General features: G+C 69.2%; 18 protein-coding genes and 2 pseudogenes. 12 read left to right on the top strand and 8 right to left on the bottom strand.

Features of this window, described 5'->3' with window-relative positions; all coding sequences use genetic code 11:
- Nucleotides 1-7: 7 nt before the first annotated feature.
- Nucleotides 8-871, bottom strand: a complete 864-nt coding sequence (gene rfbA / locus KL788_RS12025; RefSeq protein WP_293171949.1) for a glucose-1-phosphate thymidylyltransferase RfbA — start codon at nt 869-871, stop codon at nt 8-10.
- The gene (locus KL788_RS12020; protein ID WP_293171946.1) at nt 868-1,485 is read right to left on the bottom strand and encodes a dTDP-4-dehydrorhamnose 3,5-epimerase family protein; all 618 of its coding nucleotides are present in this window, start codon (nt 1,483-1,485) and stop codon (nt 868-870) included. Before KL788_RS12020 ends, rfbA begins: the two co-directional genes overlap by 4 nt.
- 61 nt (nt 1,486-1,546) lie before the next feature.
- Between KL788_RS12020 and KL788_RS12015 the strand changes: the two genes are divergently transcribed.
- From KL788_RS12015 to KL788_RS12000, 4 genes are read left to right on the top strand one after another with little or no spacing between them, the layout of a single operon-like run.
- Nucleotides 1,547-2,227, top strand: coding sequence for a glycosyltransferase (locus tag KL788_RS12015; protein ID WP_293171943.1), 681 nt, complete (start codon nt 1,547-1,549; stop codon nt 2,225-2,227).
- Nucleotides 2,228-2,236: 9 nt separating this feature from the next.
- On the top strand, nt 2,237-3,232 hold the full coding sequence (gene rfbB, locus KL788_RS12010) for a dTDP-glucose 4,6-dehydratase (protein ID WP_293171940.1): 996 nt from the start codon (nt 2,237-2,239) through the stop codon (nt 3,230-3,232).
- Nucleotides 3,229-4,104 carry a dTDP-4-dehydrorhamnose reductase gene (gene rfbD, locus KL788_RS12005; protein WP_293171937.1) on the top strand — a complete coding sequence of 292 codons (876 nt, stop codon included), beginning with the start codon at nt 3,229-3,231 and terminating at the stop codon, nt 4,102-4,104. The genes rfbB and rfbD overlap by 4 nt, the downstream gene beginning before the upstream one ends.
- The gene (locus KL788_RS12000; RefSeq protein ID WP_293171934.1) at nt 4,101-5,237 is read left to right on the top strand and encodes a glycosyltransferase family 4 protein; all 1,137 of its coding nucleotides are present in this window, start codon (nt 4,101-4,103) and stop codon (nt 5,235-5,237) included. Before rfbD ends, KL788_RS12000 begins: the two co-directional genes overlap by 4 nt.
- A gap of 4 nt (nt 5,238-5,241) precedes the next feature.
- Here KL788_RS12000 and KL788_RS11995 read toward each other — a convergent pair whose 3' ends face one another.
- Together KL788_RS11995 and purE are read right to left on the bottom strand one after the other, a co-directional pair.
- Nucleotides 5,242-6,618: an LCP family protein gene (locus KL788_RS11995; RefSeq protein WP_293171931.1), complete on the bottom strand. Its 1,377-nt coding sequence runs from the start codon at nt 6,616-6,618 to the stop codon at nt 5,242-5,244.
- Nucleotides 6,615-7,154, bottom strand: a complete 540-nt coding sequence (gene purE, locus KL788_RS11990) for a 5-(carboxyamino)imidazole ribonucleotide mutase (RefSeq protein WP_293171928.1) — start codon at nt 7,152-7,154, stop codon at nt 6,615-6,617. Before purE ends, KL788_RS11995 begins: the two co-directional genes overlap by 4 nt.
- A gap of 265 nt (nt 7,155-7,419) precedes the next feature.
- Here purE and KL788_RS11985 point away from each other — a divergent pair.
- The 3 genes and pseudogenes from KL788_RS11985 to KL788_RS11980 form a co-directional block, all read left to right on the top strand.
- A pseudogene (locus KL788_RS11985) lies at nt 7,420-8,520 on the top strand (DUF222 domain-containing protein); the annotation flags it as partial.
- 124 nt (nt 8,521-8,644) lie between these two features.
- On the top strand, nt 8,645-8,926 hold the full coding sequence (locus tag KL788_RS14125; RefSeq protein WP_293171584.1) for a transposase: 282 nt from the start codon (nt 8,645-8,647) through the stop codon (nt 8,924-8,926).
- Entirely contained in the window at nt 8,896-9,780 is an 885-nt protein-coding gene (locus KL788_RS11980; protein WP_367120447.1) for an IS3 family transposase, read from the top strand. The genes KL788_RS14125 and KL788_RS11980 overlap by 31 nt, the downstream gene beginning before the upstream one ends.
- A gap of 411 nt (nt 9,781-10,191) precedes the next feature.
- Here KL788_RS11980 and KL788_RS11975 read toward each other — a convergent pair whose 3' ends face one another.
- Entirely contained in the window at nt 10,192-11,358 is a 1,167-nt protein-coding gene (locus KL788_RS11975; RefSeq protein WP_428846122.1) for a 5-(carboxyamino)imidazole ribonucleotide synthase, read from the bottom strand.
- A 53-nt stretch (nt 11,359-11,411) separates the two neighbouring features.
- Between KL788_RS11975 and KL788_RS11970 the strand changes: the two are divergent.
- A pseudogene (locus KL788_RS11970) lies at nt 11,412-11,762 on the top strand (GtrA family protein); the annotation flags it as partial.
- Here the strand turns inward: KL788_RS11970 and KL788_RS11965 are convergent.
- The 3 genes from KL788_RS11965 to KL788_RS11955 form a co-directional block, all read right to left on the bottom strand.
- Nucleotides 11,757-13,127, bottom strand: coding sequence for a UDP-glucose dehydrogenase family protein (locus tag KL788_RS11965; protein ID WP_293171922.1), 1,371 nt, complete (start codon nt 13,125-13,127; stop codon nt 11,757-11,759). The pseudogene KL788_RS11970 and the gene KL788_RS11965 overlap by 6 nt on opposite strands.
- A 173-nt stretch (nt 13,128-13,300) precedes the next feature.
- Nucleotides 13,301-13,837 (bottom strand): PH domain-containing protein, encoded by a 537-nt coding sequence (locus KL788_RS11960; RefSeq protein WP_293171919.1) that lies wholly within the window; start codon nt 13,835-13,837, stop codon nt 13,301-13,303.
- Nucleotides 13,838-13,840: 3 nt separating this feature from the next.
- Entirely contained in the window at nt 13,841-14,671 is an 831-nt protein-coding gene (locus KL788_RS11955) for a biotin--[acetyl-CoA-carboxylase] ligase (protein ID WP_293171916.1), read from the bottom strand.
- Nucleotides 14,672-14,970: 299 nt separating this feature from the next.
- Between KL788_RS11955 and KL788_RS11950 the strand changes: the two genes are divergently transcribed.
- The 4 genes from KL788_RS11950 to KL788_RS11935 all read left to right on the top strand — a co-directional run bounded on the left by KL788_RS11950 (nt 14,971) and on the right by KL788_RS11935 (nt 18,585).
- Nucleotides 14,971-16,035, top strand: a complete 1,065-nt coding sequence (locus KL788_RS11950) for a nucleoside hydrolase (RefSeq protein WP_293171914.1) — start codon at nt 14,971-14,973, stop codon at nt 16,033-16,035.
- Between the two features lie 67 nt (nt 16,036-16,102).
- The gene (locus KL788_RS11945) at nt 16,103-16,951 is read left to right on the top strand and encodes an ECF transporter S component (protein WP_293171912.1); all 849 of its coding nucleotides are present in this window, start codon (nt 16,103-16,105) and stop codon (nt 16,949-16,951) included.
- An 18-nt stretch (nt 16,952-16,969) separates the two neighbouring features.
- A complete protein-coding gene (locus KL788_RS11940) occupies nt 16,970-17,746 on the top strand; it encodes an energy-coupling factor transporter transmembrane component T family protein (protein WP_293171909.1) in 777 nt (258 codons plus the stop codon).
- Nucleotides 17,743-18,585 carry an energy-coupling factor ABC transporter ATP-binding protein gene (locus KL788_RS11935; protein WP_293171906.1) on the top strand — a complete coding sequence of 281 codons (843 nt, stop codon included), beginning with the start codon at nt 17,743-17,745 and terminating at the stop codon, nt 18,583-18,585. Before KL788_RS11940 ends, KL788_RS11935 begins: the two co-directional genes overlap by 4 nt.
- Nucleotide 18,586 lies beyond the last annotated feature (1 nt).

Genomic DNA, 18,586 nt, shown 5'->3' with positions numbered 1-18,586 from the left:
CCACGCGCTACCGCCTGAGCAGTCGCTGCAGGTAGGTGCCGTACCCGCTCTTCGCGAGCGGAGCGGCGAGAGCCGCCAACTGGTCGTCGTCGATCCAGCCCGCGCGCCAGGCGATCTCTTCGATGCAGCCGATCTTGTAGCCCTGCCGGTCTTCGATGACCCGCACATACTCTGAGGCCTGCATCATCGATTCAAACGTGCCCGTGTCGAGCCACGCGGTGCCGCGATCGAGGGCGTGCACCTGCAAACGACCCGCGCGCAGATAGTGCTCGTTGACGCTCGAGATCTCGAGCTCGCCTCGTTCGCTCGGGCGAATCGACTTCGCGATCTCGATGACGCTGTTGTCATAGAAGTAGAGCCCCGGCACGGCGTAGTCGCTCTTCGGGTGCGCGGGCTTCTCGTCGATCGACACAGCGCGACCCTCTGCGTCGAACTCGACCACGCCGTACGCCGAAGGGTTGGCCACCTGGTACGCGAAGATGAGGCCGCCGTCGATCTCGCGGTACTGCCGCAGCGCCGAGCCGAGACCCGCGCCGTGAAAGATATTGTCGCCGAGCACGAGGGCGACGCTGTCGTCGCCGATGAACTGCTCGCCGATGAGAAACGCCTGCGCGAGCCCGTCGGGCGAGGGCTGCGAAGCGTAGCTGAGGCTGATGCCGAGGTCGCCGCCGTCGCCGAGCAGAGCCTCGAACTGGGCGCGATATTCGGGCGTCGTGATGACGAGAATCTCGCGGATGCCCGCCATCATGAGTGTCGACAGCGGGTAGTAGACCATCGGCTTGTCGAAGATCGGCATGAGCTGCTTCGAGATGCCCTTGGTGATCGGCCACAGTCGTGTGCCCGAGCCGCCCGCGAGAATGATGCCCTTCATCGGCCGGCCCAGCTCTCGTCGAGCGAACGCGTGAACGTGGTCGTGGCCTGCCAGGTCGGCAGCAGCCCGTCGCGCTCGGCCTCGAGCAACGTCGGCGCCGCGAGGTCTTTCTCTGACAACAGCAGCTCGTCGCGTGCGAACGGCAGGTCGAGACCGACGGTCTCGTCGAGCGGCGTGATGCCGTGCTCGCGCTGCGGCGCGAACACCTCGCTCACCAGATAGCTCACGGCGGCGTCGTCAGTCAGGGCGACGAAGCAGTGACCGAGACCCTCGGCCACATAGAGCGCACGCCGGTCGACCGTGTCGAGCACGACCGAATCCCACTGGCCGAAGGTCGGCGAGCCGACGCGGATGTCGACCACGAAGTCGAGAACCGCACCGTGCGCGACCGTGACGTACTTGGCCTGGCTGGGCGGAACATCCGCGAAATGGATGCCCCGCACGACGCCCTTGCGCGACACCGAGCCGTTGCCCTGCCGCAGATCGAGAGGGTGGCCGACCGCCTCGGCCAGTGCATCGAAGCGGTACCACTCGTAGAAGGTGCCGCGGTCGTCATCGAACTGCCGGGGTGTGACCTCGAAGGCTCCCGGCACCGTCAGCTCACGGATCAGCACGGTCGACAGCCTAGCAACGGGGTACTGGTGCCCCAGCGGCTCGGCGTGCGACAGTGAGGGCATGCCCAGGGCGACCGACGGCCCCCGCCGTGCACGTGTGCTCGTGCTGCTCGATGCGACCGCGGCGCGCCTGAACGACGACGCTGCAGCCGACTACGTCGACGCCCTCGCGACCGGCCTCGACGGCGACCTCGTGATCACCTGCCGGCGGAGCGACGCCGAGCACTATCGCCGCCTCGCCCCCGCCGCGATCGTCGAGAGCGGCCCCCGGGGCTTGCGCTTCAGGGCGGTGCGGATGCTGTGGCGCCAGTTCGCGCTGCCGCGCATCGCCCGCCGCCACGACGTCGACGCCGTGCACTCCCCCTGGCCGCCCGTGCCGCTGCTGCTCACGCGGCCGCGCGTCGTCACGGTGCACGACCTCAGCTTCTACGACGCGGGCCAGCCGGTGCGCCGCCGCGCACCGCTACGCCGGCTCGCCCTGCGCGCGGCCGTGCGCATCAGCGACGAGATCATCGTGCCCGGCCGCGAGACCGCCGTCGCTCTCGAGCGGGCCACGGCGTTTCCGGCCGGCGAAGCGCTCGTGCTGCCCGCAACCGACCGCCACGACGCCTTCGTGGCCGCCCACCGCGTCGCTTACCGCTCAGCGGCCGCCCTCGTACCCGCCGAGACGGGGCCGATCACGTTGCCGCTGGTCGATGAGACTCCGCTGCTCGACGGCAGCGGGCCGGAGGCCGCTCACTAGAATCGGCGGGTGAACCTTCTCGTCACCGGCGGCGCCGGCTTCATCGGCTCGAACTTCGTGCACCACGTGATCGAGCACACCGACCACCACGTCACGGTGCTCGACAAGCTCACTTACGCCGGCAACCGCGAGTCGCTGGCCGGCCTTTCGGATGCCCGCCTGACGTTCGTGCAGGGCGACATCTGCGACGCGGCGCTCGTCGACCAGCTCGTCGAGGCCGCCGACGCCGTCGTGCACTACGCCGCTGAGAGCCACAACGACAACTCGCTCGACGACCCCCGCCCCTTCGTCGACACCAACATCATCGGCACGTACACGCTGCTCGAAGCGGCGCGCCGCCACGGCACCCGCTTCCACCACATCTCGACCGACGAGGTCTACGGCGACCTCGAGCTCGACGACCCGGCGCGCTTCACCGAATCCACCGCCTACAACCCCTCGAGCCCCTACTCGTCGACCAAGGCGGGCAGCGACCTGCTCGTGCGAGCATGGGTGCGGTCATTCGACCTGCAGGCCACGATCTCGAACTGCTCGAACAACTACGGCCCCTATCAGCACGTCGAAAAGTTCATTCCCCGGCAGATCACCAACGTGCTGCGCGGCGAGCGCCCCAAGCTGTACGGGGCCGGCCTCAACGTGCGCGACTGGATTCACGCCGACGACCACTCCGCCGCCGTTCTGACGATTCTCGAGCGGGGCCGCATCGGCGAGACCTACCTCATCGGCGCCGACGGCGAGCAGAGCAACAAAGACGTCGTCGAACTGATTCTCACCACGCTCGGCCAACCTGCCGACGCCTACGACCACGTCGTCGACCGCCCCGGCCACGACCTGCGCTATGCCATCGACTCAAGCAAACTGCGCGCCGAGCTCGGCTGGCAGCCCCAGTACGCCGACTTCGCCGCGGGTCTCGCGGCGACGATCGAGTGGTACCGCGAGAACGAAGCCTGGTGGGCTCCGCAGAAAGACGCCACCGAGGCGCGCTACCGGGCGCAAGGGCAGTGACCCCAGCGAGCGGTTCGCCGATACGCATCGCGATCACCGGTGCGAGCGGCATGCTCGGCACCGACCTGCGACAGTCCGCCGAGCGCGCGGGTCACGAGGTCACGGCGCTCGACCGCGGGGCGCTCGACATCACCGACCCCGCCGCGTGCCTCGACGCAGTGGCGGGCCACCATGCGGTGCTCAACGCGGCCGCGTATACCCGAGTCGACGACGCCGAGACCCACGAAGCCGAGGCGATGGCCGTCAATGCTGCCGGGGCCGAGAATCTCGCGCGAGCATCCGCCGCCGCCGGTGCCGTTCTCGTGCAGTACTCGACCGACTACGTGTTCGCCGGCGACGCGACCGTGCCCTACCCCGAAGACGCCCCCCTCGCACCGGCGAGCGCCTACGGCCGCAGCAAAGCCGAGGGCGAGCGGCGGGCTCGACTCGCGCATCCCGACGGCACCATCGTGCTGCGCACCGCCTGGCTCTACGGCGAGCACGGGGGCAACTTCGTGCGCACGATGGTGCAGCTCTACCGCGAGCACGGCCACCTCACGGTGGTCGACGACCAGCACGGTCAGCCCACCTTCACGCGCGACCTCGCCGAGCAGACAATGCGGATGCTTGCGACCGGCCTGCGCTCGGGCACCCTGCACGGCACCGCCTCTGGGGCCACCACGTGGTACGGATTCGCTCGAGCTATCGTCGAGAACCTGGGCGGCGACACTGCTACAGTCGAGCCGACCGACAGCGCCCGCTTCGCGCGGCCGGCACGGCGGCCCGCCCACTCGGTGCTCGGCCATGACGGCTGGGCACGCATCGGCCTCGACCCGATGCGGCCGTGGCGCGTCGCGCTCGACGAGGCCATGGCGGAGGGGATGTTCGAGTGAGTGCCACCACGTTGCGCGTCGTGCTCGACGGTGCCGGGGCCGAGATTCCGCACGGCGTCGGCCGCTACACGATCGAGCTCACGCGCGAGCTCATCGCCACCGCTCCCCGCGACTGCCGTGTCACCGGCTTCGTGCCCTCGTCGCCCGAAGCCGACTACGACCGCATCGAAGCGGCCCTGCCGGGGCTCGACGGCCTCGCGAAAAGCGCCCTCGACCGCCGCCAGCTCGCGGCGGCCTGGCAGCACGGCTTCTCGCGGCTGCCCGGCAGCGGCATGGTGCACGCGCCGAGCCTGCTCGCCCCGCTCTACCGTCACGACCCCGTCAACAATCCGGGCGAGCAGTTCGTCGTGACCGTGCACGACGCCGTCGCCTGGACCCATCCCGAGACCCTTCCCGGCCGACGCGTCAGCTGGGTCAAGGCCATGGCCCGCCGGGCCGAGCGGTACGCAGACGCCGTCGTCGTGCCCACCCACGCGGTCGCTGACGAGCTGGCGAGCGTGCTCGACCTCGGCGAGCGCGTGCGCGTCATCGGTGGAGCACCGAGCGCCACGCTGAACCCGGGCCCGAGTAGCGACTCGCGTTCTGCGGCCATGGGCCTGCCTGAACGCTTCATCATCGCCGTCGGGCCGCTCGACCGGCGCAGCGGCATCGTCGATCTCGTCTGGGCCATGGCCGAGACGCACGCGCCCGACGTGCCGCTCGTACTCGTGGGCGTCACGCCCGACGAGCTCGCCGAGCTCGCCCACACCGCGCATCTCGACGAGGGCCGCATCATCGCCCTCGGCGACCTCGACGACACCGACCTCGCCGTCGCCTACTCGCGCGCGAGCGTCGCCGTCGTGCCGAGCATTGCGACCGGGTTCGGGCTCACCGCGATCGAGGCCATGAGCCTCGGCACCCCCGTCGTGCACTCCGATGCGCCTGCGCTGCTCGAGGTGTGCGCCGATGCCGGGCTCGTCGTCGAGCGTGAGTCGCCCGCCACCTACCCCGAGCGCCTCGCCGCCGCCGTGCAACGCGTGCTCGACGACAGCGCCCTTGCCGACGAGCTCAGCGTGCGCGGGCGCGATCGCGCCGGCGTCTACAGCTGGCGCGACTCGGCCGAGAAGGTCTGGCAGCTGCACGCCGACCTGTAGCGGACTAGGGCTCGGGCGTCGGGGTCGGCCTCGGAGCGACCGCCTCGAGCACCAGCTCGTGAATGCTCGCGAACTCAGGAAACTGGTTGTCGACGAGCGGCGGTGCGAGCTCGAGCCGGACGATCTCGTGTTCGCGCGACTGCACCGCGAGGTCGCCGAGCACCCCGAGCATCGCCTGCGGAATGTCGGTGCGCGCCACCTCGCTCGATGCGTCGGCGATCGCCTCGAATCGCGTGACGACCGTCGCCGGGTCAAGCTGCCGCAGCATCGCCTCCTGAATGTCGCGCTGGTGCTGCATGCGGTCGAAATCGGTGAGGTCGTAGCGGCTGCGTGCGTACCAGAGCGCGGTGTACCCGCTCATGCGCTGCTCGCCCGCGGCGATCTCGCCCACGACCGGTCCGCCGTTGATGCCGAGCTTCACTGGCTCATCGACCGTGACGACGACGCCGCCGAGCGCATCGATCAGGTCTTCGAAACCCGCCATGTCGATGAGAACCGCGTACTGCACAGTGAGCCCGGTCACCCCGCCGACCGCGTCTTTCATCGCCTCGATCGCGGGCGTGCTGCCCTCGCGCTCGGCATCGGGGTAGAGCTCAGGGTGCTCTTCGACCCACGGGTAGAGGTAGGCGAGCAGGCAGTCGTCGCCGCAGTCGAAGCCGTTCGGCCAGGCCTGCCAGAGAGGCGAGTCGTCGACGAACGGCGCGTCGTAGAGATTGCGCGGAATCCCGACCATCGACACCGCGCCCGACGACGCATCGATGCTCAGCAGCGTCATGCTGTCGGGCCGCAGACCGATGCGGTCCTCGCCCGCATCGCCTCCCAGCAGCAAGATCGTGTAGCGCCCGTCGATCGGCTGCTCGATGCCGCCGCCCGCGAAGACGCCGCCGAGAGCATCCCGCCCCACCCCCGTCAGGTAGGCGGCGTAGCCCGCGGTTCCGGTCGCGAGCACGATGCTGAGCGCCACGAAGACGGCGAGAGGCGCTCGTGACGAGGGGCGGGCCTTCACCAGCCGGGCCAAGGCGAACGCATTGACCGTCGTCAGCAGCCACAGCACGGCGTAGAAGAGCAGGGCGAACTGCGCGATCCAGAGCACGATCGGATTCGTCGCCAGCGTCAGCGCGGCGGGGCGCCAGAGCTGAAACAGCGCGACCGCGGCGAGCGCGACGAGCCACAGCACGAACGTCGCCCCGACCGCGAACCGGCCCCAGCGACGGCTGCCCGCGAGCAATTGGGCACTGCCCGGCACCAGAAGGTTGAGCCCCAGCAGCCACCACGCCCGTCGAGCCATGAGGTCGGGGTCGCGCTGATCGGGAAACCGCAGCGGAGACGTGTGCTGCGCCGCCCGCTGGTGCGCGGCGGGGTTCGACGTGCGGGTACTCACTGCGCGGGTGCGGCGCCGGGATCCGGCGACGCGGCGCCCTGGCCGATCGACGCCTTCAGCGCGGCGTTCTTGCCGGCCACCGTCTGCTCGAGCTCTGCGGCGAAGGCGGCGAGTCGGGCGGCGACGGCCGCATCCGTCGACCCGATGATGCGCGCCGCCAGAATGCCCGCATTGCGCGCCCCGCCGATCGACACTGTGGCGACCGGAATGCCCGCGGGCATCTGCACGATGCTCAGCAGACTGTCGAGGCCGTCGAGGGTCTTCAGTGGCACGGGCACACCGACTACCGGCAGCGTCGTCACGCTCGCGATCATGCCCGGCAAGTGGGCGGCGCCACCTGCGCCGGCGATGATGACGCGGATGCCCCTGCCCGCAGCCGCGCGCCCGTACGCGATCATCGCGTCAGGAGTGCGGTGGGCGCTCAGCACCTCGACCTCGTGGCTGATGCCGAGCTCGGTCAACGCGGTCGCGGCGTCGTGCATCACCGACCAGTCGGAGTCGGAGCCCATCACGACGGCGACGAGGGGAGCATTCATGCCTTCAGGGTAGGCGCGGGTCGCGTGCGGGGGGTGGCGGCGCGCCCTGGCGGCCCGCGTCGGCCGGGTGCTCGCCTCGTGGCGCCGGGTGGTGCAGCCCGGCCCCAACCACTCCTCCACCTCTCCCGCCCCGCCCCACCCACTCCTCCACCTCTCCCGCCCCGCCCCGCCCCAACCACTCCTCCACAGCCGGCGACGGCAAGCCGCTATCCCAAGATTGCCCGACGGCCTAGAACACATGTTCGAATCTTGAGACACTCGATGCATGACCTCCTCACTCCTCGGTTCACTCGACGCGGCGCTGCACGCGCTGCTCGAGAGTGCTGACGAGGCCGCACATTCTCTCGACGACAGTGCACTTCTCGAAGCGCTCGATCGCGCGGCGACGGTGCGCCGGCTAGTGGATGCGCGCTCGGCCGTGCTCGCCGGCGAGGTCGCTTGGCGCTCGACTCCGCAGCTCGCCCACTCGGGCCTCGCTCAGCGGCGCGGGCACCGCACACCCGAAGAACTGGTGCGTGTGACCACCGGGGCGTCGCGACACGATGCCCGCATCGCGGTGCGTGCGGGGTCGATGCTCGCCACCACCACGGCCGACGACGCGAGCTCGTCGGGCGAACCGGCGCTTCCGGTGTGGGCCCGCGCCTTGATCGATCCTGTCAAGCAGGGTCGGCTGTCAACTGCCGCACTCGAATCCGTTCGCAGTGGCCTCGGTGACGTGAGCGAGACCGTGAGTGCCGCGGCTTTGCACGACGCCGTGATGCAACTGCTCGCCGAAATCGACACGCTCGATGTCGACCGGCTGCACCGCCGAGCTCGCCAGTTGCGCGACGAGCTCGACACCGCCGGAATCGCCGAGCGCGAAGCCGCTCGACGCCACGCGCGCTCGTTGCGCGTCCATCGTGGCGCTGACGGCATGACGCGGGCGACCTGGTTGCTCGACCCCGAGTCGGCGGCCATCGTGACCGAGCTCTACGACCGCGCGACGTCTCCCCGAAGGGGCGGGCCGACCTTCCTGGCCCCCGACGACGTAGCGCTCATCGACCGCATGCGAGCTGATGACCGCAGCCCCGACCAGTACGCCTCTGATGTGTTCCTCGATCTGTTGAGGGTCGGCGCAGCAGCCGACTCGTCGCAACTGCTGTCGACCGGCGCTCCGTCGGTGAGAGTGGTCGTCACGGCTCGAGACGTGCGCGAGGGCTCCGGGGCTGGCGAGATCGAGGGGCAGACCGAGGTCGTCTCCCTTCCGACCGTGCTGCGCCTGCTGTGCGGGGGTTCGCAGACTCCGATACTTATCTCGTCGACAGGGCAGCCCCTCGACGTAGGTCGCGCGCAGCGGCTGTTCACGGTACGCCAGCGCATTGCGCTCGCGGTCCGCGACGGAGGGTGCCGCTGGGCGGGGTGCGAACGGCCACCCTCGTGGTGCGAAGTGGGCTTGCCCGGGTTTGACGGACATCGTGACAGCGACCTATTGGTCGCGGGAAGGTGTTCTCATGGCTCGGGAGTTTTCGCAGGAGTTCAAGGATCAAGTCGTCGAGCTCTACCGGCGCGGTCGAACGTTCAAGGACCTCGCGAGGGAGTTCGACCTGTCGGCCACGACCATCTCGAACTGGGTGAGAGTGGCCGACAAGAAATCTGCGCAGCCGCCACCCGGGGAGCCGCCGGAATCGGATAAGGCCAAAGTTGCCCGGCTCGAGCGGGAGCTCGCAGAACGCAATGAGGAGTTAGAGGTTCTGGGAAAAGCATTGGCCTTCTTCGCCAGGCGACACCGATAGAGATCTATCGGTGGATCGCGGCGGAGAAGGCAAGAGCTCCTTCTCGACGCGTCACGATGCTGTGTCGCGTGCTCGGGGTCTCCCGTTCGGGCTACTACGACTGGATCTCTCGCGGCCCGAGTCGGCATGATCTCGAGGATGCCGCCGCGCTGGAGAAGATCGAGGCGATTCACGCCGACTTTCCCTATTACGGAGCTCCGCGCATGCATCAAGCTTTGCTGTTGCAGGGGATGCGGATCGGCCGGCATCGGGTGGCGAGATTGCTCCGTGAGAACGGCCTGCACGCGCGTCGCGGGCGCATCGGAACCCGCAAACGCTCTGTTCCAACGGTGAGACGGGTCGAGATCATCGACGTCGTGCAACGCCACTTCGTTGCCGCAGCAGCGAACCGGTTGTGGTTCACCGACCTCACGATGATTCGCACCGGGGAAGGGTGGCTGCACGCCGCCGTCGTGCTCGATGCGTTCAATCGGGAAGTGATCTCTTGGGCCACGGATTCGAAGGAGGCTCCCGGGACGGTCATGACCGCCTTGCGAGAGGCAATCAAGATCCGCCAACCATCGCCGGGATGCGTCATCCACTCGGACCGCGGATACCAGTTCACATCCCACGACTGGATCAACCTCGCTGCTGAACACTCGATGACAGTCTCGATCGGGGAGCGAAAGGATCCACGCGACAACGCCGTGATGGAATCCTGGTTCGCTTCAATGAAGAACGAAGAGCTCTATCCCGTCGGGCAGCCCGCTACGCGGGCCAATGCGAGGGCGAGGCTATTCGGCTATATCTGGTCCTACAACAACCACAGGTTGCATTCCAGCCTTGGTTACAAGTCGCCGATTCACTACAACTGAAGCTGCAAACGGCAACCGTCCGTCAAACCCGGGCAAGCCCAAAGCGCACCACATTGAACCGTGGTTGACCGAGGGCGGTCGAACAGATGTCGCTGACGGAATACTGCTCTGCCGACACCATCACCTGCTCGTGCACAACAACGGCTGGCGCATCGAAAGACGCCAGGGGCCCGACGGCCTCGACGGGTATCGAGCGGTGCCCCCTGACAGCGGTAGCGACCCGCGGGAGCCGATCGAGCTACCGACTCGCTCGCTCGTATCGCGGCGGGCGCTCGAGCCGTGCCGCGTCGCCTAACGCGGTAGTCTCCCGCGGGGCTGGGCGAGGCTTGTCTGGGCTGCGAAGAGGCTCTGGGACGGGCCGGGTTGCGTCGGGTTGCGTCGGGTTGCCGCGGGTTGCGCCGGATTGAGCTGCTAGTCGAAGTGGGCGGCCGCCGCGCGCGCACGGTAAACGGTCTCGTCAAGGTCGTCGCCGATCGCCGTCACGTGGCCAGCCTTGCGGCCCTCGCGCGGCCCTTTGCCGTACGCGTGCACCTTGACTGTCGGCTGATGGCCCAGTGCCGCCGCGATCGCGGGCGGGGGCAGCTCGCCAAAGACGTTGATCATGACCCCCCACGGGGCGAGCGGCTCGGTGTCGCCCAGCGGCCAGTCGAGCACGGCCCGCAGATGCTGCTCGAACTGGCTCGTGATCGAGCCATCGATCGTGACGTGTCCGCTGTTGTGCGGGCGCATCGCGAGCTCGTTCACGAGCACACGGCCGTCGGTCGACTCGAACAGCTCGACCGCGAGCACGCCCGTCACCCCGACGCCGTTCGCCACCGTCGTCGCGATCTCAGCCGCAGCGCGCTCGACCGCATCGCTCGCATGCGGCGCCGGAGCGATGACCTCGGCGCACACCCCGCCCCGCTGCACCGTCTCGACGAGCGGCCACAACTGGGTCGGTCCGCTCGGCCGGCGCGCGATCAACTGCGCGAGCTCGCGCTGGAACGACACCCGCTCTTCCGCCAGCACCGGCCCGTCGGCGAGCCAGTCGTCGGCCTCGTTCGCCTGAGAAACCATGCGCACACCCTTGCCGTCGTAGCCCCCGCGCGGCGTCTTCACGACGGCTCGGCCGCCGTGGTCGGCGAGGAATGCGGCGAGCTCGTCAGCGGTCGAGACCCGCGCCCAGTCGGGCTGCGGCACGCCGAGCCGCGACAAGCGCTCGCGCATCATGAGCTTGTCCTGCGCGTAGAGAAGAGCATCCGGCCCCGGATGCACGGCCGAGCCGGCAGCGACGAGCGCCTGCAACACCGCCTGGGGTACGTGCTCGTGATCGAACGTGATGACGTCGCACTCGCGCGCGAACGCGAGCACCGTGGCCTCGTCGCGATAGTCGCCGACAGCCGTGGCAGCGAGACGAGCCGAGGCATCGGGCGCCTCGGCGAGCACCCGCAGCTCGATGCCGAGCGCGACCGCCGGAGGGATCATCATTCGCGCGAGCTGGCCACCACCGATGACGCCGACGACGGGCATGCGACTCCTTATAGACTTCGAACTCTTGAGCCCATTCTGGCCGAGACGGGCGGCACCAGTGACACGCATAGGGGTGACCGACCTCGCAGCCCGCACGCCGATCGACCGATTGCCCAGGTGAGATGCCCGTACTCGTCACCCAGCTCGCGCGCTTCGGAGCCGTCGGACTGGTCGGGCTCATCGTCGACATCGCCCTGTTCAACGTGCTGCGGCTCACCGTGCTCGACCCGGCGGTCATCGCCGAGGGCCCGATCATCGCCAAGACGATCTCGACCTCGGTCGCGATCATCGTCAACTGGGTGGGCAGCCGCTACTGGACCTTTCGACTCGAGCACCGACGCCCTGCCGGACGCGAAGTAGTCGAGTTCGCGCTCGTCAGCATCGGCGGACTGCTCATCGCCGTCGCGTGCCTGGCGATCTCGCGCTACGTGTTCGGCTTCACGAGCCTGCTCGCCGACAACATCGCGTCAAACGTGATCGGGCTGGCGCTCGGTAGCGTGTTCCGGTTCGCGCTGTACCGCTCGTGGGTCTTCGACGCGCGACGCATGCGCCCGACCGAGGCCGCGCACGACCCAGCCGGCATCACGCCAGCGGTCGACGTCGAGGGCGTTGCGGGCATCGACGACGAGCCGATTCGCCACGCCTGAACCGGCGACGACCGGGTCGAGACCTCGGTACTCGGCCCACTCGGTCGCGAGCACGACAGCCTCGGCGCCCTCGAGCACTTGCTCGACGGTCGCGGCGTAGATCGGCAGCGGGTCGCGCAGTCGTGCCGTCTCGATCGCGACCGGGTCGGTGGCCACGACGACCGCGCCGCGCTCGCGCAGCAGTTGCACGACGGCGAGCGCCGGCGAGTCGCGCACATCGTCAGAGTCGGGCTTGAAAGCGAGGCCGAGCACGGCGATGCGGCGCCCGATGAGCGGCCCCAGCTCGTGCTCGAGCACGTCGACCACGCGCGTGCGACGACGAAGGTTGATGCTGTCGACCTCGCCGAGAAAGGCGAGCGCCTCACCGACGCCGAGCTCATCACCGCGGGCCCGGAAAGCGCGGATGTCTTTCGGCAGGCATCCGCCGCCGAACCCGAGCCCGGCGTTGAGGAAGGCGCGACCGATGCGGGCATCGAGGCCGATCGCGTCGGCGAGCAGCGTGACGTCAGCGCCCGAGGCCTCGGCGACCTCGGCCATCGCGTTGATGAACGAGATCTTGGTCGCGAGAAAGGCGTTGGCCGCCGTCTTCACGAGCTGAGCGGTCGCAAGGTCGGTCGCCATGCGCGGAGTGCCCGCAGCAAGCGGCGCGGCGTAGACGGCATCGAGCACAGCGACACTCGTGTCGTCGTCGGGCTCGACACCGTAGACCAGTCGGTCGGGGTGGAGCGTGTCGTCGACGGCGCGGCCCTCTCGCAAGAACTCGGGGTTCCAGGCCAGGCGGGCGCCCGTGGTGCGCACGCGGGCGGCGAGACGCTCCGCCGTGCCCACCGGCACCGTCGACTTGCCGACGACGAGGTGCCCGGGTGCGAGGTGCGGCAGCAGAGCGTCGACGGCCGCGTCGACGAACCTCGTGTCGGCAGCCGGCGAGTCAGGGCGTTGCGGGGTTCCGACAGCGATGAAGTGCACGCGAGCATCCCGCGCCGCGGCGACGTCGGTCGTGAACAGCAGTCGCGACCGGTGCGCGCGCAGCAGTTCGGGCAGGCCCGGCTCGTAGAACGGAGCCTCAGCGCGAGCGAGCGCCGCGATCTTCTGCGCGTCGACATCGATGCCGATGACGTTGTGGCCGAGCTCGGCCATTCCCGCGGCGTGCACCGCGCCCAAGTAGCCGCACCCGATCACCGAGATTCGCATGGCCTCACGGTACGAGCGGCGCTCGCGGGGGCAGTGAGCGACGTGCGAGCAGAAGACGACGATCAAGTGAACGTGCGGTGCCGGGTGCCAGTGCGGGTGGATGCGCGCGGCCTGGGCGTGCGGTGCGAATGCGGGCGAGCGAGCGGTGCGCGAGCCGTGCGCGAGCGGGTGACCTAGCGCGCGGAACGCGACCGACGCGCGGCCGCGGGCTCGTCGTCGAGCGGACGCCGCACCGTGGCGATCGACGTCGTGCTGGCCTCGAGCAGATCGGTGAGCGCTTCGGCTACGAGGTCGGCGCGCGGCACATCACGCAGCACGACCGGGCGGTCGAGCCCCGTGTTGATCAGCACATCACCCGACCGGAACGCCGACTGCAGACCTGCTCGGCGCACCGTGACGTCGTGCCCGCGACTCAGCAACACTTCTTGCCGGGTGCGCACGAAGAGCCCGCGCCGCAGCACGATGCGACGCGTCGTAATCAAGTACTGCGTGCTGAGCCAGCTCAGCAACGGCAGCAGCCAGAGCAGCCCGATGACGACGAGCCCGACGAATAGCGCGGCCAGTTGCAGCCACAGCTCATCGAGCGCGAACGCGCCGTACGACGCCGCACCGGCGACCGCAACCAGCACGATCGAGGGCAGCACGAGGGCTCGCGCGTGCGGGCGCAACCGCGACACGGCCCGCTCGGGCTGGCGGCTCTCCCCCGTCATGCCCTATTCATACCGCAGATGCGTCACGTCTCCGGCCGCCACGGCGATGAGCGCCGAACCCTGGGCCGACGGTTGCACGATGAGGCGTCCGTCGTCATCGAGCCGCATCGCGGTGCCGAGCGTCACCGGCAGACCGGGGCGCTCGACCCGTACAGCGCGACCGAGAGTCTGCAGGTGCGGCACGACGATCGACGGCAGCAGCTCGAGGTCGGCCGCTCGCCACTGAGCGACGAGCGGCAGCAGCTCGCCGAGGTATGCGGCAAGAGCACGGTCGGTCAGCGCGTCGTCTGCCTCCACCCCTTCGATGACGAGGGATGTCGCGGTCGGCACGGGCAGGTCAGGCTGGGTCATCGAGAGATTGAGCCCCGCGCCGATCACGACGCCGATGCTCGTGAGCTCGGTGAGGATGCCGCTGAGCTTGCGGTCGTGGACGAGCACGTCGTTCGGCCACTTCAGCCCGGCGCGGCCGACCCCCAGCGTCTGCACGGCGCGGGTCATGGCGACGCCCGCGATGAGCGGCAACCAGCCAAGCCGTCGCGGGTCGGGGGCGGTGCGCTCGCCCATTGCGTCAGAGTGGTGGGTCGCGAAAACACCGTCGCCAGCGGATGCGAGGCCGGCGTCGTGCCGCACGAGCACCGACACGGCGAGCGCGGTGCCACTCGGCGCCGACCACACCCTGTCGAGCCGCCCGCGGCCAGCGGTCTGAGTGTCGGTCGCGATGACGGCGAGGTCACGGCTCGAGCCCGCGCGCGCGACGAGCTCGGTGTTGGTCGACGCGCAGCGCTCGCGCCAGTCGAGGTCGGGCGCGATCGCGCGGCTCAACGGCAGCAGCATCCCCTCAGCCTAGAAGCGAGCGGCACGCGACTCGCTCACCGAGCGAGATCGACCACCTCGAATGTAAACCGGCGCGCCCGCTGCCAGACACGCGCGCCCGGCTCTTTACACGCGTGCCAGCGCGGCGCTATGGTTGCCCGCACCGGGCTCAGCCCGACTCTCTGATCTGATGAAACGGAGCACGTGTCTTGACTGGATAGGTCGGCCCCCGCCCTGCGACACGGTCGACCCCGCCCTCCTGACCACCCGGTCCCTGCTCCTTCGCCTTGACGCGGCGGAGCACTGTGAGAGAAGGCTCCATGTCAGACGACACACGCACCATTCCCCTCATCCTTGATGTCGATACCGGCATCGACGATTCCCTGGCGCTGCTCTACCTGCTCGCGTCGCCCGAGGCGAAGATTCTCGGCATCACGTGCACGGCCGGCAACGTTCCGGCCCGCCAGGTGGCGATCAACAACCTCGCATGGCTCGAACTGTGCGGGGTCGAGGGCATCGAGGTGGCCCTCGGCAGCGAGGTTCCGGTGCTCGCCCCCCTCATGACGACCGAAGAGACCCACGGCCTCCAGGGAATCGGCTACGCCGAACTGCCCGCGCCCCGCACCGCCATCAGCGACCGTCACGCCACTCAGGTGTGGATCGACGCGGTGCGCAGCGCGCCCGGCGAGGTCATCGGACTCGTCACGGGCCCCCTGACGAACCTCGCGCTCGCCCTGCGCATCGACCCCGAGTTGCCGCGGCTGCTCAAGCGCCTCGTCATCATGGGCGGCAGCTTCCACCACTCGGGCAACACGACACCCGTCAGTGAGTGGAACATTGCCGTCGACCCCGAGAGCGCCAAGATCGTTTTCGATGCGTTCAGCGGCCTGCCGCCCGAGCGCGCTCCGATCGTCTGCGCGCTTGACGTGACCGAGCGCATCGAGATGAAGCCCGAGCATCTGCAGCGCATCGCCGCCGCGATCGGCGACGAGGATGCCGCGCTGACGCCCGACAGCCCCTTCGGTTCGCGATCGCAGGCACAGAACCCCGTGCTGCGGCACCTCACCGACGCCGTGCGCTTCTACTTCGAGTTTCATGTCACGCATGATCAGGGGTGGCTCGCGCACATGCACGACCCGTTCGCCGCCGCCGTGGCACTGCACCCCGAGATCGTCACGCTTCGGCCGGCGACCGTCGATGTCGAGCTCGGCGGCACGCTCAGCCGCGGCCAGACGATCGCCGACTACGCAGGTCTCTGGGGCCGCGAGCCCAACGCCGCGATCGTCGTCGACACCGATCCCGCAGCGTTCTTCGACCACCTCATCGACCGCGTCGCCGCGCTGGCGTCGCGCGTCGGAGAGGCCCCGGGAGGTGCAGCGCGCTGACCCGCGCGACCTGTCGGTCACCCCAGCGGCACCTGCCGCACACACAAACGAGTGCAAGGAGGCATTCATGAGTGGATCCACCCCGTCGGGCGAGACGAATCGAACCCGAAATCGCATCTTCGTCGCCCTCGGCGCCGCCGTCATTGTGGCGACGTACCTGTATCTGATCCTCGCCCAGCCCGAAGAGCTCGCCGAAGGCGGGCTCGGCACCTCGGCGCTCATCGCCCTCGCCGGCTACCTCATCGGTGCGGCGCTCATCTCGGCCGGCGCGATCCATCGCTTGCCGACGGCCACGCTCAGCCTGATCCCGATCGCGATCGTGCTCAACATCGCGGTCGGTCAGCTGACCGCGGTGCTCGGCCTGCCGCTCTACCTCGACTCGATCGGCACCGTGCTGGTCGGTGTTCTGGCGGGTCCGGCAGCAGGTGCCGTAACGGGCGCACTGACGAACGTGATCTGGGGCCTCACGATCGGCCCGATCGCCCTGCCGTTCGCCGTGACCGCGGTGGTCATCGGTGTGCTGGCGGGCTACGCCGCACGGTGGGGCATGTTCCGGCGCTTCTACCTGGCGCCCGTGGCCGGCTTCGTCACCGGTATCGTCGCCGCCCTCGTCTCGGCCCCGATCGCCGCCTTCATCTTCGGCGGCGCCACGGGAGCGGGCACCGGTGCGATCGTCGCGGCGTTCCAGGCCTGGGGCAACTCGCTGCTCGCCTCGACGACGCTGCAGGGTTTGCTGAGCGATCCGCTCGACAAGACAATCACCTTCACGATCGTGGTGATCATCTTGTTCGCCCTACCGAGTCGATTGCGCGGCCGGTTCCCGTTCGTGCGCCAGTACAACGTGTTCGGCAAAGTGGCACCGGTGGCTCCGGCCGAGCCGGCCGCTCCGGCCGGGCCCGAGGCGCCGAAGGCCTAGGCGCGAAGGAATCGAACCATGACGACCCTCTATCTCGAGCGCGCCTCCGCGGTGCACCGACTGAATCCGGTGACGAAGCTGGTGGCGCTGCTCGCCATCATCGCCATCGTGTTCGCGGTGCCTCAGTGGTGGATTCCGCTCGGCATCGTGGTGCTCGTCGTGGTGCCTGCCGCCGTGCTCGCTCGAGTCGGCGGCAGGCTCCTTCGGCTCTTCCTGATCTTGCTGCTGCCCCTGCTCGTGGTGCTGTTCATCGTGCAGGGCTTCTTCTTCCCCGACGGCACGACCGTGCTCTGGCAGTGGGGCCCGGCGCGCCTCACGGTCGAAGGCATCGTGTTCTCGCTCACCATCGGCTCGCGCTTGAGCGCGCTCGTGCTCGGCTCGCTCGTCTTCGTGCTGACGACGCACCCGGCTCGGCTCATGACCGCTCTCACGCAGGCGGGCATGAGCTCGAAAATCGCGTACGTCATCAGCGCGAGCCTGCAGATCATTCCGGCCTTCCAAGAACGCGCGCGCAGCATCCTTCTCGCGCAGCAGGCCAGGGGCCTCGAGATCGCGGGCGGTCCGCTGCGCAGGGCACGAGCGCTGCTGCCGCTCATCGCGCCGCTCGTGCTCGGCATGATCACCGATGTCGACGAACGGTCGACGGCGATGGAGGCGCGGGCCTTCGGCGCCACACCGCGCCCGACGAGCCTCACCGTGGTCGCCGACCCGCTGAGCGAGCGCATCGGGCGCTGGCTGCTGGCCGCCGCGGCCGCCGCCATCATCGTGCTGGTGGTCGTGGGGGTGATCGCGTGATCGAGCTGCGCAACGTCGCCTTCGCCTATGAAGATGCTCCGGCCTTCACTCTTGCGCACCTCGATCTCGAGGTGGCCGCCGGCACGATCATGGGAATCGTCGGAGCCTCGGGCAGCGGCAAGACGACGCTCGCCAAGATCATCGCCGGCTTCATCCCTTCGACCGAGGGCGGCACGTACCGCGGCACCGCGAGTGTCGCCGGCTCCGTGCTGAGCGAGGGCACTCTCACAGAGGCGGTCGACGTCGTCGGCCTCGTGACGCAGAACCCGTTCAACCAGATCTCAGGCGCACGGTTCACGGTGCGCGAAGAACTCGCGTTCGGTCTCGAGAACCGCTCGGTCGAACGCTCGCAGATGATCGAGCGAGTGGATGCTGTGGCCGCGACCCTCGGACTCACCGCCCTGCTCGACCGCTCGCCCTACGCACTCTCGGGCGGCCAGATGCAGCTCGTCGCCATCGCGTCGATGGTGGTCATGGCCCCTCCGGTGCTCGTGCTCGACGAACCGACCTCTCAGCTCGACCCTGCCGGAACCCGGCTGGTGTACGACGTGCTCGGGCGCTTGAGCGAGGGCGGCACGACCATCGTGATCATCGAGCACAAGACCGAGCTGCTGCACGAGCACTGCGACGCGATCGCCGTGCTCGCCGGCGGGCGCATCGTGTCAACCGGCACACCCGGGACGGTCTTCGCCGACGACCGGTTGAGCACCTGGGGGGTCGGCCAGACGCGCATCACACAGGCCGCGCGCGAGGCGCGCACGCGCGGACTGCTGCCGGTGACCGAGCCGCTGCCCGTGGGCGTGAACGACGGCGCGGCGTACTTCGCCGGGAAGGGGTGAC

The organism is Microcella sp. (assembly GCF_019739195.1).
GTDB lineage: Bacteria > Actinomycetota > Actinomycetes > Actinomycetales > Microbacteriaceae > Microcella.
The sequence above is the reverse complement of the archived record's forward strand: the minus strand, read 5'-3'. Positions and strand labels throughout refer to the sequence as shown.